Annotated in this window: 6 protein-coding genes and 3 tRNA genes; 5 read left to right on the top strand and 4 right to left on the bottom strand. The window is 64.3% G+C overall.

Translation table 11 applies throughout. The annotated features are described in order from the left end of the window. Nucleotides 1-20: 20 nt before the first annotated feature. Together B0919_RS21450 and B0919_RS21445 are read right to left on the bottom strand one after the other, a co-directional pair. Nucleotides 21-2,660: a T9SS-dependent M36 family metallopeptidase gene (locus B0919_RS21450; RefSeq protein WP_078014344.1), complete on the bottom strand. Its 2,640-nt coding sequence runs from the start codon at nucleotides 2,658-2,660 to the stop codon at nucleotides 21-23. Between the two features lie 381 nt (nucleotides 2,661-3,041). Beyond that, complete coding sequence (locus B0919_RS21445; protein ID WP_078014343.1) at nucleotides 3,042-3,584, bottom strand: RNA methyltransferase; 543 nt, start codon at nucleotides 3,582-3,584, stop codon at nucleotides 3,042-3,044. Nucleotides 3,585-3,825: 241 nt separating this feature from the next. Between B0919_RS21445 and mutS the strand changes: the two genes are divergently transcribed. The 4 genes from mutS to B0919_RS21425 all read left to right on the top strand — a co-directional run bounded on the left by mutS (nucleotide 3,826) and on the right by B0919_RS21425 (nucleotide 7,227). Then, entirely contained in the window at nucleotides 3,826-6,498 is a 2,673-nt protein-coding gene (gene mutS, locus B0919_RS21440; RefSeq protein ID WP_078014362.1) for a DNA mismatch repair protein MutS, read from the top strand. A 278-nt stretch (nucleotides 6,499-6,776) separates the two neighbouring features. Further along, nucleotides 6,777-6,849 (top strand) — tRNA-Gly (locus B0919_RS21435). A 162-nt stretch (nucleotides 6,850-7,011) separates the two neighbouring features. Beyond that, nucleotides 7,012-7,084 (top strand) — tRNA-Gly (locus B0919_RS21430). Nucleotides 7,085-7,144: 60 nt separating this feature from the next. Further along, nucleotides 7,145-7,227 (top strand) — tRNA-Leu (locus B0919_RS21425). Nucleotides 7,228-7,299: 72 nt separating this feature from the next. On the opposite strand, the gene B0919_RS21420 is transcribed toward B0919_RS21425, so the two are convergent. Next, the gene (locus tag B0919_RS21420) at nucleotides 7,300-7,794 is read right to left on the bottom strand and encodes an XrtX-associated membrane protein (protein WP_078014342.1); all 495 of its coding nucleotides are present in this window, start codon (nucleotides 7,792-7,794) and stop codon (nucleotides 7,300-7,302) included. Beyond that, nucleotides 7,787-8,311, bottom strand: a complete 525-nt coding sequence (gene xrtX / locus B0919_RS21415; RefSeq protein ID WP_078014341.1) for an exosortase X — start codon at nucleotides 8,309-8,311, stop codon at nucleotides 7,787-7,789. Before xrtX ends, B0919_RS21420 begins: the two co-directional genes overlap by 8 nt. 292 nt (nucleotides 8,312-8,603) lie before the next feature. Between xrtX and B0919_RS21410 the strand changes: the two genes are divergently transcribed. Then, nucleotides 8,604-16,034 (top strand): T9SS type A sorting domain-containing protein, encoded by a 7,431-nt coding sequence (locus tag B0919_RS21410; RefSeq protein ID WP_139362310.1) that lies wholly within the window; start codon nucleotides 8,604-8,606, stop codon nucleotides 16,032-16,034. The last annotated feature ends 116 nt before the right edge of the window (nucleotides 16,035-16,150 follow it).

Raw genomic sequence — 16,150 nt, 5'->3', positions numbered from 1 at the left:
AAAACAGCAAGCGGGGCAAATTAGTGGCGCACCACCAGTTTTTGCGTAGCCGTGCCGGTCGAGCCGGTCAGGCGCACCACGTACATGCCGGCGGGCAGCTCGGCGGTGCTCAGCTCCACGCCTTCGCCCTGCAGGCGGGAGGCGGCAGCCGTCTGGCGCAGCACTACCTGGCCGAGGTTGTTCACTAGCTCTACCTGCACGGGCTGCTGGCTGGCGGCCATCAGGCGCACCGTCACGCGGTCCTGCGAGGGGTTCGGGAACACCGTCATAGCGTCAGCCGACAGGCGGGTCTTGGTCGACAGCACGCGGGGCAGGTCGTAGGCCACCGTTTGGTCGGTGATGCTGCTGCTGGAGCCCTGGCTGGCGCTGGCGCCCATGCCACGGCGGGCAAATACCTGCCAGATCAAGGCCGAGTTGGCGGCGTTGTTCAGGATGGAGTCGGCCTTCAGAATGCCGTTGCGGCCGGCGATGAAGCCCGGGGCACAACCCTGGTACTTGCAGCCCTCAATGACCAGCTTCAGGGCGAGGTTGTTGCCGCCGGTGCTGCCGTACAGGTCCGTGTTGTAACCGTAGCGGTTGATCAGGGCCCAGTTCATGTCCCACAGCGTCGCTGCCCAGATTTCCCCGTTGTTGTGCACCTCGTTGTAAGGCGCCACGCCCAGGTTGGCGTACGTCAGGTTGTTGACGCTCATGTTGGTCGAGTACGGCTTGGTGCGGATACCAGCGCCGGTCAGCGAGTCCGAGGCAGCGTAGTTGCCGATGCCGCGCGGGGTAGTGCCCACGTCACCGGGTTTGGTAGTCATCCACAGCGCGAAGAAGTCGCTCCAGCCTTCGCCCATTTGCTCGGCGTTGGACAAGCAGCCCGAACCGACACCGGTGAGGCGGTTGGTAATGCCATGGCCGTATTCGTGGGCGATGATGCCGTTGTCAAGGTCCCCGTCGCGGTCAAAGGCTGCGGCGGTGGCCGTGACGGTGCCAGCCGCCAGCGCGGCGCGCAGCTGCTCCCCGTCGGCTTTGGAAATGAACATAGCCGGGATGCGCAGGCCGGCCGAGTCGGCGGCGGTGGTAGCGCCCATGTTCACCAGCGTGGTCGAGCCCACGATGCTGTCCATCACGATGACCAGGCGGGCACCAGCGGCCTGGGCCGCCTGTGCTTTGGCGGTGAAGTTGCAGCCGCCGCGGCGCACCAGTGCGATGTTGCCGCTTATCGCTGCCGCGTTGGGCAGCGGGTTGGCGCAGCCGGGGCCGGCGTACACTACCCGGCCCGTCAGCGGTGCCACCACGGCCAGGCGGCGACCAAAGCTGGCTTGAGCGAATCGGAACGGCCCGATGGTGGTGCCGTTGCCCAGCGTGAACGTCAGGGACTGGCTGCCCGGCGAGTTCCACAGGTACATCTGCATGCGGGGCAGGGTACCGTCGGCGGGCGAGGCGAAGTTGGCATTATCCATGCCGCGGCCGTCCTGTGCTTCGGCCTGCACATAGTCATTGCCCCGGCCTGCGCCCGAGTAGTTGATGGACTGGAAGTTACGAGCCGCCTCGGTGAAGCCGTGGCGTTCGGTAACGTCGTGCATCAGGTTGTTCCAGTAGAACAGGTTGCTGATGGCCGCGTCCTGGTTGGCGTTAGCCGAAATCGTGGTCTGGTACGGGAAGTCGAAGATTTGCTGCGCGCCGCCGTCGGGGCTGTAGCCGGCAGCATTCCGGTTGCGGCGGTCTTCGTAAGCGTAGGCGTTGTTGCCGCGGGCAATGGTGAATTCGGCACCGGTCTGGCCGTCCACGTCGTGCCAGCCGTAAGGCGAGGCCGTGGTATTGGCAGGGTTGCTCACCACCTGGCGCGCGCCGTGCATGGGGCTTTCTACCGTCAGCGGCCACACATTGTAGCTGTTCGGCACGTTGGTGCGCGAGGCCGTGGTGGGCTGCGGGGCGGGCGTAGTGCTGCGCCGGGCAGCCGTGGCGGCTACCGAGCGTTGGGCCCGCTGCTGCGAGAGGGCCGCAAACGACGTTTGCTCACCCACTACGAAGTCAGTGCGGTCAAGCAGCTCACCGGTGCTGGCGTCGATGCGCGCATCCCAGTAGTGCTGGGCGTCGAGCGGGTAGAGCGTCACGTTCCACACCAGGGCCAGCCGGCCGTTGGGCCGCAACGAGTACATCAGCTTCACCGGAATCTTTTCCAGCGAGATGCCGCCCTTGGAGAAGGTCATGCCCTCGGTGGCGCTGCCTTCCTGCTCCAGCTGCAGGCCCTGCGGAGCCGGCATCTGCAGGGCGCGGGCGGCAGCTGCTACCGCCTGCTCGGGCGTGAGGCCGGGCGTAGCGCCGTTTGCCATAGCGGCGGCATCCGGCACGAACGTGTTGTGCGACTGCACCACGCGACCCGTGCGGTCAAAGTGAACCTCGATAACGGCTCCGTAGATTTCTACGCCCTGATGGCGCTGGCGCAGGTACAAGTGCGTCACGCCGGCGTCGGCATCGGTGTATTCCGACGCCACGGCCGGGTTGCGCAGGTCGGCTTCGGTCAGGCCGAGCTTGGCGCGGCGCGCATTCAGGTACTCCAGGCCCCGCGTCAGCGAGGAGGGAGGAGCCGTCTGAGCTGAGCCCAGCGCCGGTAGCGCCAGCAAAGCGGCCAGCGTGAAAGCACGGCCGTAGTGCGTAAACGTGTTTGTCATATAGGAGACGGGAAATGAAATGTCGAAGGGCTTATTCCGCCGTCAGCGGAATTGTGGGCCTCTAAAATACAAAGCCGGGACGGCAATTCCGAACGCTTATGCTGGTAAATCGGGCGCCCGGCAAGGGCCGTGGGCAAGTCCACGGAGCCTATAAGCGGCGCCAAGTAGCCACCCAGGCGGCCCTGGTAGATTTGCTGCAGCGCTGAACAAGGCTTCCGCCGGGGGCATAATTGCCTGCAACCACCGCGGGTGAGGTCGGGGCATTGAGGCTTGCCGCCCGCTAATCGTTGCTGCGCGAGCAGATGTGCTCAGCGTCCGGCACCCCACCAGCACTTAGCCGGCTGAGCAAGCCGCACGGGCGCAGGTGCACAGAGCGGCCGCTCAACTGCCCGTGGCCAGGCCCCACTTCGTGAGCACGTCCCACACCAGCACGCCCACCGTCACCGACACGTTTAAGGAGTGCTTGGTGCCGAACTGCGGAATTTCCACGGCCGCGTCGCAGTGCTGCAAAACGGCATCGTCTACCCCGAACACCTCGTTGCCGAACACCAGGGCTAATGGTTGATTCGGGGCCGGCTGAAACTGCGGCAACGGCACCGAGCCGGTGGTTTGCTCCACGGCCACCACTTGCCAGCCCTCGGCGCGCAGCTGCGCCACCAGCGCAGGCACATCCGGGGCGTGCTCCCACGGCACCGACTCCGTGGAGCCCAGGGCCGTCTTGGTGATTTCGCGGTGCGGGGGCCGGCCGGTGATGCCGCCGAGCCAGAGTTTGCTCACCGCAAAGGCGTCGCAGGTGCGGAAGGCGGCGCCTACGTTGTGCAGGCTGCGCACGTTGTCGAGAACCACGCACAAGGGGAATTTCTCCGTATTTTTGAAGTCCTCGACCGTGAGCCGGTTCAGCTCGTGGATGGTTAGTTTTCGCATGATTGTAGGCCCGCGCCAGCGCGCGGGAGGGCAATAGAACGATACCGCCCGAACCCGGTGTTCAGACGAAAGCGCAAGCTACGGCTCACCGCTCTTTTTTGCCCGATCCGCTGGGCCGCCCGCCGGCCCCGCCTCCTATTGCCGCTCCTCCGCCGTGAAGACAGCTACCGATAAGCCCGATAAGAAAGCCGTACGTACCCACGGCACGCTCGGCCCCGCCCCCGTGGCCGATACGCCCCTGATGAAGCAGTACCACCAGCTCAAGCAGCAGCACCCCGGTGCGCTGCTGCTGTTCCGGGTGGGCGATTTTTACGAAACCTTCGGCGAGGATGCCGTCACGGCTGCCCGCATCCTGGGCATCGTGGAGACGAAGCGCGGCGCGGGCACCTCGGCCGAAACGGCCCTGGCCGGCTTTCCGCACCACTCGCTCGATACCTACCTGCCCAAGCTGGTGCGCGCTGGGCAGCGCGTAGCCATCTGCGACCAGCTCGAAGACCCCAAGCAGGCCAAAGGGCTGGTAAAGCGCGGCATCACCGAGCTGGTGACGCCCGGCGTGAGCCTGCACGACAACGTGCTGGAGCGCCGCTCAAACAACTACCTCGCCGCCGTGCACTTCGGCCGCGGGCAGCAGGCCGGCATCAGCTTCCTCGACATCAGCACCGGCGAATTCCTGGTGGCTCAGGGCGACGCGGGCTACCTCGGCAAGCTGCTGCAGAACTTCGCGCCTGCGGAGGTGCTGCTCTGCAAAAACAGCCGCCGCGACTTCGAAACCGCCTTCGGTCCCGATTTCTGCACCTACGCCCTCGACGAATGGGTTTTCGGTCACGACTACGCGCACGAGACGCTGACGCGCCACTTCAAGACGACTTCGCTCAAGGGTTTTGGCATCGATAACCTCAACGACGGCATCATCGCCGCCGGCTGCATCCTGCACTACCTGGCCGAAACCAAGCACAACGACATCGGCCACGTCAACGGTATCGGGCGCCTGGAGGAAGATAAGTATGTGTGGCTGGACCGCTTCACCGTGCGCAACCTGGAGCTGCTCTCGGCCCAGCACGCCGGCGGCGTCCCGCTCATCGACGTGCTCGACCAGACGCTGACGCCCATGGGTGCCCGCCTGCTGCGCAAGTGGGTGGTGCTGCCGCTAAAGGAGCCCGCCCAGATTCAGCGCCGCCTCGACACGGTGCAGGCCCTGCACGAGCAATCGGAACTGCTGGAAGCCATCCGTGACCAGCTGCGCCAGATCAACGACCTGGAACGCCTGATTTCCAAAGTCGCCGTGCGCCGCGTGAACCCGCGGGAACTGCTCCAGCTCAGCCGCGCCCTCGAAGCGCTGGCGCCCATGCGCGAGTTGCTGCACGCCACCGACGTGCGCGCCCTGCAGAAGCTGGCCGACCAACTCAACCCCTGCGAGACGCTCCGGCGCGAAATCCAAAGCAAAATTCGCCCCGACGCCGGCGTGCTCACCAACCAGGGTAACCTGATTCTCGACGGCATCGACGCTGAGCTGGACGAGCTGCGCGCCATTGCTTACTCTGGCAAGGACTACCTGTTGCAGCTGCAGCAGCGGGAGCAGCGCAACACCGGTATTTCGTCGCTGAAAGTGGCCTACAACAAGGTGTTTGGCTACTACCTGGAAGTCACCAACGCCCACAAGGACAAGGTGCCCACCGAGTGGATTCGCAAGCAGACCCTGGTGAATGCCGAGCGCTACATCACCGAGGAGCTGAAAACCTACGAGGAGAAAATCCTGCACGCCGAGGAACGCCTGTTCGTTATTGAGCAGCGCATCTACGACGAATTGGTGCTGACCGCCAACGAGTTCGTAAGCCAAGTGCAGCAGAACGCCCGCACCGTGGCCGTGCTCGACTGCCTGGCTTCCTTCGCCGCCACGGCCCGCCAGCACCGCTACGTGCGCCCAACGGTGGACGACGGTAGCCTGCTTGACATCCGCCAGGGCCGCCACCCGGTCATCGAGCGGCAACTGCCCCCCGGTGAGCAGTACATCCCCAACGACATTCGCCTCGACCGTGACGATCAGCAAATCGTCGTCATCACCGGCCCGAACATGGCCGGCAAATCGGCCCTGCTGCGCCAGACGGCCCTCATTGCCCTGCTGGCCCAGATTGGCTCCTTCGTGCCCGCGGAAGCCGCCCACGTCGGCGTCATCGACAAGATTTTCACCCGCGTCGGCGCCTCCGATAACCTCTCCAAGGGCGAGAGTACCTTCATGGTGGAAATGACCGAAACGGCTTCCATCCTGAACAACCTCTCCGACCGCTCCCTGGTGCTCATGGACGAAATCGGCCGCGGCACCAGCACCTACGACGGCATCAGCATTGCCTGGGCCATCGTGGAGCACCTGCACAACCATCCCAAGGCCCGGGCCAAAACGCTTTTCGCCACTCACTACCACGAGCTGAACGAGCTGGCCGAGCAGTGCCCGCGCGTGCGCAACTACAACGTGGCCGTGAAGGAAGCCGACGGCCGCATCCTGTTCCTGCGCAAGCTGCAGGAAGGCGGTTCCGAGCACTCCTTCGGCATCCACGTAGCCCGCATGGCCGGCATGCCGCCCGCCGTGGTGCTGCGCGCCAACGAAATCATGCACCACCTGGAGCAGGAGCGCACCAGCGTCGGCGCCGAAGACGGGGCAGGAGAGGAATTGGTAGAAGCCGAAGCGACGCCTGCTACCAATGGCCGGGCCAAAGCCGTAGCCCAGCCCCATGCCCGCCCGGTAGCCACGGCCAGTGCCCCGCGCCCCACGTTGCAGCTGAGTATGTTCGAGGCCGCTGATCCAGTGCTGGAGGGCATCCGCGACCTGCTCCAGCACCTCGATGTAAATACGCTCACGCCCATCGAAGCCCTGCTAAAGCTTAATGAGCTAAAGCTGGCGCTCAGCCGCAAAGCCTAAGATCAGTCCGCTCATCCTACAAAGAGCCGGGCCATCCCAGCATAACAGGGTGCCCCGGTTCTTTGTATAATTCAGGGTCTATTGCCCAATGAAAGGCCGTCGTTATGCTTGAGCTTACTTGGGTAAAACAGAATTATTTCCAATAGTCAATGAAAAAAAGTGCCTCAGAATGAAGTAGAAGCAGTTTTGGAAGAGATTTTTATGGCCTTAGCACTTGACTTCCGTTGTTCGCGCTTTACCTTTGTGTCACCAATCGCCGCTTCGGTGGCAGACTTCAAGCGAGAGTAGCTCAGTTGGTAGAGCGCGACCTTGCCAAGGTCGAGGTCGCGAGTTCGAACCTCGTCTCCCGCTCAAAAGAGCCCGTTGCTTCAGCAGCGGGCTTTTTTACTTTTCGGGCCTAGTACAGCAGGTAGCAGGCCGGGTACATATTTTTTTGCTGGGGCTCTTGACAACACGGATTTTCTTGTTGTACCTTTGTGCCATCAAAACGCCGCCTGCGGCGGTTGACCTCAAGCGAGAGTAGCTCAGTTGGTAGAGCGCGACCTTGCCAAGGTCGAGGTCGCGAGTTCGAACCTCGTCTCCCGCTCAAAAAAGGATGCTGCTTCGGCAACATCCTTTTTTATTTTTGTGCAAGCTGATTGCATCGGCCAGAGTGGTGTAATGGTAGCCACGAGGGACTTAAAATCCCTTTTCCGCAAGGAAGTACGGGTTCGAGTCCCGTCTCTGGTACAAAGAAGCCCCGCAGCACTTAGTGCTGCGGGGCTTCTTTGCTTTCAAGCTATAGCGTTGGCGTAGAAGGTGTTAAGCCTGCGGGGCAGCTGGCCGTTGCCAGCGCAGCAGCGGCACTAGTGCAATAACGGGTAAGGGCGACACAATGAAATCGATGAGGCGCCGGCCGAGCTGGTACGCCCACTGCGCGTCGCCTGCCAGCTTGCCCCCGATCAGGAGCAAGGCACTGGCCGCAAATACGCTCCCGTAGATCAGTACCGCTGTGCGCAGAGCTTGGCGGCGGGCCGTCAGCAGCCAGATGAGGGTGAGGCATGCGCCGGTGTACAGCAGCCCGTAGGTGAGCATGGCCGGCAGGCTGCGGGTAGTAACCTGGTGACTGGTGCCCTGCTGCACGCGCTGGGCCCAATCGGCTAGGCCCAGGGCAGTCAGGACGCGCTGCCAGCCGTGGGTGAGCCCGGCAAATACCGTTTCGTCGTAGGTGCCGACCCAGAACAGCAGGGCCGCCAGCAACGCCGCCAGGAGCCAACGGCGCCAGTGCTGCGGAGTGCTAAACGCGCCTTCAAGCATGAACAGGAGAGGTAGCGTACCGGCGCACCCACAGCATCCAGAGCAGGAAAATGCAGCCGTACACCACAAACGTGAAGGTGTAGTGGTGGTTGAAATCGACGGTGCTGCGGGAGTACAGGTGGTTTAGGGCCAGAACCCCTACGCGCAGAATGTTCAGCACATAAATCAGGGCCATGCCCACGGCCATGAACGGCAGCTTGCGCCGCCAGCCACCGCCGGGAAAAGCCAGGACGAAGCCCACGAACAGAGCATAGAGCACCAGGCCGTTGCACGGGTCGCCGACCCATACGGTGGGTTGGCCGTCGACCAGTACGGTGCGCTCGGCCACGCTGCCCGCCATGCCTACCCAACGCAGGGCGGTGGCACTGGCAGCGGCAATGTTCAGGGATAATGCCTCGTCTAAGTGCCCTGCTGGCTTGAGCCACTGCTCATAGCCGAAAAACCATAGTAGATAAAGACCCGCCGCCGTCAGCAGAAAGCGGCGCAGCTGCGGGGCATTGGTGGAATAGGATTGCATACTGTAAACATAGCACGGAAACTGCTTCGGGCGCGCTAAGCGCACTCACATGATAAGGGAAGAAAAGTATACCGAATGCCTAATTGAATTCTGAGTAGAAAATAGCAGAATTAAATTGCATTGTGTAGTTTTCACGGAATTTTCGCTAGTGCATTCAGCCGCGCTGAAGCTTTCGGGCTCAGTTATTTATCGCCCGTTCGCTGAGAGCCGCGTCAGGTGCCACCCACGCTTGATTTGGCGAAGCTTTTAATGCGTAAGAGTCCCTCTTTTTTTACCACCTAACCCCTTTTTCATGCACACACCTTTACGTGCTGCGGGCCTTGACGGGCCCTCACAGTCTGTTTTGTGCCTTTCGGGTAACTGGACGCGCCGCTTGCTGACAGCCTTGCTGCTGTTGCTGCTGGCGGGCCCGGCGGCCTGGGCGCAGCTGACAGGCGTCAAAGCCATTCCCGGCGACTATCCGACGTTGCGGGCGGCCATCACCGACCTGAACACCGCGGGCGCCGGGGCGGGCGGCGTGACGTTCAACATTGCGGCGGGCTACACCGAAACGGCCGCCAACCTGGCCATTACCGCTACCGGTACGGCTGCCAACCCGATTGTCTTCCAGAAAGCGGGCACGGGCGCCAACCCCAAAATCAGTGCGGGCGTGGGCACCGGCACGCTGGACGCCATCATTGCGCTGGTGGGCTCGGACTACGTGACGCTGGACGGGCTGGAGCTGGCCGAAAACGCGGCCAACACCACCACTGCCACGCAGATGGAGTTTGGCATCGCGCTGTTTCGCCCTTCGGCCACCGATGGGTGCCAGTACAACGTGATTCGCAACTGCACGGTGACGCTGAACAAGGCCAACACGGCCACCTTCGGCATTTACGGCGCGGCTTCGACGGCGGCCGCATCGACCTCGGTAGCGGCTACGGCGCCGAGCGGGGCTAACTCCAACAACCGCATCTACGCCAACACGGTGAGCAACGCCGTGAGCGGGATGTACCTGACGGCTTCGACGTCGACGGCGGTGGCCAACTACGACCTCAACAACGAAATCGGGGTGACGGCCGGTAACACCGTGACCAACTTCGGCGGGGCTGCTACCTCGGGCTGGGGCATCGGGGCCAACATGCAGAACGGGCTGAAAATTGCCAATAACACCGTGAACAGCACGGGTGGCACGACGGGTACGTCGACGCTGCGGGGCATCTACGGCAACACGGGCACCTCCGCCAACGTCGACATCACCAATAACGTCATCACGCTGGTGGGCGGAGCTACTTCCAGCGCCGTGATTGGCATTGACAACGGCATCGGCTCGACGGCGGCCGGCAACACCGTGAACATCACGGGCAACACGATTCAGAACAGCACCTACACCACCGCCACGAGCGGGGCGTTTTACGCGATTCAGAATACCGCATCGGCGGCTACCGTGAACATCACGGGCAACACGATCAGCGGCAACGCGTCGTCGGCTACCAGTGGGGCCTTCATGGCCATCCGCAACACGGCCACGCAGCCGACGCTGGTTGTCAGCAACAACGTCATCAGCAACAATACGCTGACGGGCTCGGGCGAGTACGACGCCATCTTCAACAGCGGCACGACCAGTGCGGCCTTTACGGTGAACGGCAACCAGTTCGGCAGCACCGCGCCCGTGGCCACCACCGGCTCGCTGTTCTTCCTGAACAGCAACGTGAGCAACACTGGCACGATGAGCCTGCAGAATAACGTGGTGCGCGGCCTGACCAAGTCGGGTGCTGGTGGGGCTTTCTATGGCTACTACAACGCGTCGTCGCCGACGGCCACGCAGACTATTTCGGGCAACACGTTCGCGGATCTTTCGGTGACCGGTGCCACCACCTTCTACGGGCTGTACCTGCTCACCTCGACGTCGCAGACGCAGAACGTGACGAATAACACGGTGTCGAACATCACCGGCGGTACTAGCGAAGCCTACGGCCTGTACATCGCGTACGGGGCCAACGGCTCGACCGTATCGGGCAACACCGTGAGCGGCATGACGACCGGCGGCAACGTGTACGGCCTGGGCATCGGCGGCTCGTTTGCGGGCGGCAACGTGTTTCAGAACACCATCAGCGGCATCAGCAGCTCGGGCGCCTCGTCGACGGTAGCGGGCCTGCAGGTCAGCGGCACCACCAACGCCGTGAACGTGTACCGCAACAAGGTGTACGACGTCACGGGCACGGGCGCTACGCCCACGGTATCGGGCATTCTGGTATCGGGCGGAACCAACGAAGTAGTGCACAACAACCTGGTGGGCGGCATCACGGCGCCGGCAGCCTCGGGCTACAGCGCCGTGAACGGCATCAGCGTAACGGGCGGTACGGCAATCAGCCTGTACTACAACTCAGTGTACCTGAACGCGACGAGCAGCAGCAACACGTTCGGCACCTCGGGCATTTACTTCACCGCCACGCCCGGCGCGCTGGACCTGCGCAACAACATCGTGGTGAACAAGTCGACGGCGGCCGGCAGCGGCTACCTGACGGCGGCCTTGCGCCGCTCGGCGGGCACGGCCGGTACCATCCCGGCTAACTTGTCGGCCAACAGCAACAACAACCTGTACTACGCCGGCACGCCTTCGGCCACGAATGTGATTTACGCAGAAGGCGGCGCTACCGTAACCAACGCCCAGCAGACGCTGGCAGCCTATAAAAACTTCGTGGTGAACCGCGAAGGCGCCTCGGTAACCGAGGACGTGCCGTTTGTGAGCACCACGGGCAGCGCGGCCGACTTCCTGCACGTGAGCACCACCGTGCCCACGCAGGTAGAAGGTGCGGCCATGTCGATTGCCGCCATCACCGCCGACTTCGACGGCGACGTGCGCAGCACTTCCACGCCCGACATCGGGGCCGACGAAGGCATCTTCCAGCCGCAGGACCTGACCGGGCCGAGCATCACCTTTACGCCCCTGGGCAACACGACCACGCTCGCCACGCGCACGCTGACGGCCATCATCACGGACCCGAGCGGCGTAGCCACCGGAGCCAATGCCCCGCGGCTATACTTCCGCAAGGGCACCAGCGGCGCCTTCCAGTTTGTGAATGCCACCACGGTAAACGGCACGAGCTACACCTTCACCTTCGACTACGCGCTGCTCGGCGGCGTGAGCAACGGCGAAGTGGTGCAATACTACCTGGCCGCTCAGGACCTGGCTTCGGCCAACAACACCACTACCAGCCCCGCCGGCGGCAGTGGCACGCCTCCCGGCACCACCGGCCCGAGCATCGTGTACCAATACAACGTGCTGCCTTTGCTGAGCGGAACGTACTACGTGGGTACCAGCGCCTCGCCGGATGCCTCGCGCACTTTCGCTACGCTGACGGCCGCCGCCAACGCCTACAACAACAGCGGCATGGGCGGCGCCGTGACGTTTGTGCTGCTCGACGCCAGCTACTCGGCGGCCACGGGCGAAACGTTCCCGATTGCCTTCGGCAACAACCCCGATGCCAGCGCCAACAACACGCTGACCATCCGCCCCAACGCGGGCGTGACGGCCACGATTACCGCCGCCGGCTCGGTGCTGGCGTTGTCGAACGCGCGCTACGTGACCATCAACGGCTCGAACAACGGCTCGGCTTCGCGTAACCTCACGCTGACGACCAGCGCCGTGGCTACGGGCACCTACAACCTGGCCCTGATCAGCACGGCTACCACCGGCCCGGGCAACCAGAGCATCACCGTGAAGAACCTAAACACGGTGGGCGGCGGCACCACGAGCAACACGACCTACGGCCTGTACGTGGGCAACGGCCCCGACAACGACAACGTGACGCTGCAGAACAACAGCGTGGTGGGCGTGAGCTACGGCATCTACACCTTCGGCTCGGCCAACGTGTCGGCCGGGGGCATGGACAACCTGGTTATCACGGGCAACGTGGTAGGGCCGGCTACGGCCGCTGCCGCCGCCAACATCGGGCAGTGGGGCATTTATGTGTCGGGCGCCGTGGCTCCCTCGGTGACGGGCAACGAAGTGCAGAACGTCATCAGCGCCACCACGACCAACGTGCACGGCATCTACCTGGCCGACGTGCGCAACGGCATCGTGAGCCGCAACTCGGTGCACAACGTGGCTTACACGGGTTCCAGCACCACCAAGGTATGGGCCATCAACACGCTGATGACCAACCTGTCGACGGCTGCTAACCCCAGCGCGCTGCGCATCGACAACAACCTGGTGTACAACATCACCTCGTCGTCCACCAGCTCGACCTGGAACACTTCGGGCATCAACCTGAACGCCGGCTACGGCGACAAGGTGTACTTCAACACGGTGTACCTGAGCGGCGCCCTGAGCGCGGCCAGCGGTACGGCCGGTTCGGCGGCCTTCAGCAACGGCAACCCGAGCGTGGCGACGGTTTCGGCCAACGTGGACGTGCGCAACAACATCTTCGTCATCATCGGGGGCACGGGCGGTACGGCAACTACGCCGCTCTACGCGCACTACACCATGGCGACGAGCTACACCGGTAGCACGCTGAACAACAACGACCTGTTCGTGACGACGGGCAGCACCGGCGCCGCCCGCATCGGCCGCTTCAACGCCGCCGACGCCGTGGACCTGGCCGCCTGGCGCACCGCCACGGGCCAGGAAGCCAACTCGGTAAGCGTAAACCCGAACTTCACCCAGGTCGGCACGGCTCCCTACGACCTGACGCCGACCGCTGCGACGGTGAACAACGTGGGCGACGCGACGACCGGCGTGACGGTGGACTACACCGGCGCCACGCGCGGCAACACGCCCGACCTCGGCGCTTATGAGTTTACGCCGGCAACCATCGACGTGATGGCCGGCGCGCTGATCAGCCCGGCGGCCGCCGGCTGCTACGGCGCCTCGGAAGCTGTAACGGTGAGCTTCACCAACAACGCCGCCACGGCCCTGGACCTGGCCCTGAACCCGGTGACGGTAACGGTGGTGGTGACGCCGCCCAGCGGCCCGGCCCAGACCTTCACCGCCACGGTAAACACCGGTACGCTGGCCGCCAGCGCCACGCAGAACGTGACGCTGCCCGGCACACTGAACATGTCGGCCGCCGGCAGCTACTCCTTCGCCATTACCACCACTACGGCCAGCGACGCGACGCCCGGCAACGACCAGGCCACGGTGACGCGCACGGTAGTGGGCGTGGCCGCGCAGCCGCAGTTGGTGACCTTCACGGGCTTCACCGGCTCGAACCTGACCACGGTGTTCCCGGGCTGGTACGAGGCTACCGGCGTCACGCTGCCCACGCCGGCGGGCTCGGGTTGGACGAACACCTCGTTCCCGGCCGGCAACACCACGGCTAAAATCAACCTGTTCTCCAACAGCAAGAAGGACTGGATTGTATCGCCGAAGTTCCTGGCTGGGGCTTCGACGGTGCTGACCTTCGACGCGGGCATCACGGAGTTCGGCGCCACGACGGCCGACCCGGCCGGCATGACCGGTACCGACGACTTCGTGGAAGTGCGCATCTCGACGGACTGCGGCGCGACGTTTGCCCGCATCCCGACGTTCAGCCAGTTCAACGCCGGCAACCAACCCAGCAACGGCAGCCTGACCAGCTACTCCATCGACCTGAGCCCGTACGCCGGCCAGCAGATCATCCTGAGCTTCTTCGCCTCGGAGGGCACCGCCGACGATCTGCCGGACTACGACTTCCACCTCGACAACATCTCGGTGAGCAGCCCGCTGCCCATCGACCTGGCCCCGACGGCCCTGGTGGCCCCGGCAGGTGGACAGACCTGCTACTCGCCGACGGAAACCGTAACGGTGACGGTGCAGAACAAGGGCACCCAGGCCCTGGACTTCGCCGTGAACCCGGCGTCGGTATCGGTGGTGGTAACCACCCCGGCCGGCCCGCAGACGCTGACGACGACGCTGACCACGGGTACGCTGGCGCCAAACGCCACGCAGAACGTGACGCTGCCCGGCACGCTGGACATGTCGGCCGCCGGTGCTTACTCCTTCGCCGTCACGGCCACGGTGCAAGGCGACCAGACGACCAGCAACGACGCGCTGGCTGCCGTGACCCGCACGGTGGTGGCCCCGGTAGCCGGTACGCTGACGACCAACAACGCCGGGCTCTGCAACAGCGGTACCGCTGTGCTGACGCTGACCGGCGCGGCCAACGGCACCATTCAGTGGCAGCAGTCGGCTGACAACGTGACCTTCACGGACATCAGCGGCGCCACCACGGCCAGCTACACCACGCCGGTGCTCACCAGCACCACCTACTTCCGCGTGCAGGTACGCTGCAACGCCGCCGTAACCAGCAACGTGGTGACCATCACGGTAAACACGCCGCTGGTAAGCGGCACCAACACCCCGCTGACCGTTTGCGAAGGCACTACGGCTACGCTTACGGCCACCGGCTCGACGGGCGCTACCCTGCGCTACTTCGAGGCCGCCACCGGCGGTACGGCCCTGGGCACGGGCGCTTCCTTTACCACGCCGGCCCTCACGGCTTCGCGTCAGTACTTCGTGGAAGCAGTGAATGAAACCGCCGAAACGGTGGGCAAAGCCAGCACCACGGGCGGCGACGGTGGCTACAGCGGCGGCAACACCGGCCTAGTGTTCAACGCCACGTCGGCAGTGACCATCCAGTCGGTAACGGTGTACCCCAGCTCGACCACAGCCGGCTCCATGACGGTGGAGCTGCGCTCCAGCACCGGGACGGTTATTGCTACGGCTGGTCCGTTTGCCGTACCGGCCAGCAGCACCCCGCGCACCCCGCTGGTACTGCCGCTCAACCTGAGCGTGCCGGCTGCCGGTACCTACCGCCTCGTGACGGGCACCTCGCCCGCCCCGCCCGAGCTGTACCGCGACTTCACCGGTAGCTACCCCTACACCTCGCCCAGCGGCGCGGTATCCATCACCGGCGGTCTGCTGACCGGCAGCACGAGCACCACGTACTACTTCTTCTACAACTGGCAAGTACTGGCCGAATGCGTCAGCGCGACCCGCACGCCGATTCAGGTGAACGTGACGCCGGCGGCTTCGGCCGCGTTCAGCTACGCCAATTCGACGTTCTGCCAGACCTCAGGCACCAACCCGGCACCGACGGTGACGGGTACCACCGGTGGTACGTTCAGCTCGACCACGGGCCTGACCCTGAATGCTTCGACGGGTGTGATTGACCTGTCGGCTTCGACGCCGGGCACCTACACCGTGACCTACACGGCTGGCACCACCTGCACGGCCTCGACCACTGACACGGTGACGGTGGAAGCGGCGCCGGTGCGCCCGACGGTGAGCGTGAGCTACCCCTCGGCGGGCACGGCGGTGCTCAGCAGCTCGTCGGCCACGGGCAACCAGTGGTACCTGAACGGGGTGGCCATCCCCGGGGCCACGGGCCCGAGCTACACGGCCAACGGCACGGCGCAGCCCGGCGCCTACACCGTGGTGGTGAGTTCGGCCCAGGGCTGTGCCTCGCAAGCTTCGCTGCCGCTGACGGTGACAGCGAGCAGCAAACCGCTGGCCGGCTCCTCGCTGCAGCTCTTCCCCAACCCGACCCCCGACGGCCAGCTCACGCTGCAGTTGAGCGGCTACCACAAAGCCGTGGAGCTGACCGTGCTCAACGCCGTGGGCCAGGTGGTGTACCGCCATGTGGTACCGGCCGGCCAGGCGCAGCTGCTGCTGGACCTGCGCCAGCAGCCCACCGGCGTCTACATCCTGCGTGCTGCCACCGACGGCGGCACCGACACGCGCCGCATCGTGCGCCAGTAAGCACGCCGCTTACCCCGCACAAAAGCCCCGCCGGTTCTGCCGGCGGGGCTTTTTCTTTGGGCCTTGGGGCCAGTGGGCGGATGGCACGGGGGCTTATTCAATTTCGGCCGGAATAA

It is taken from the genome of Hymenobacter sp. CRA2 (assembly GCF_002007105.1).
Lineage (GTDB): Bacteria > Bacteroidota > Bacteroidia > Cytophagales > Hymenobacteraceae > Solirubrum.
Note: the sequence above shows the minus strand (reverse complement) of the source record. Positions and strands in the feature narration are given on the sequence as shown.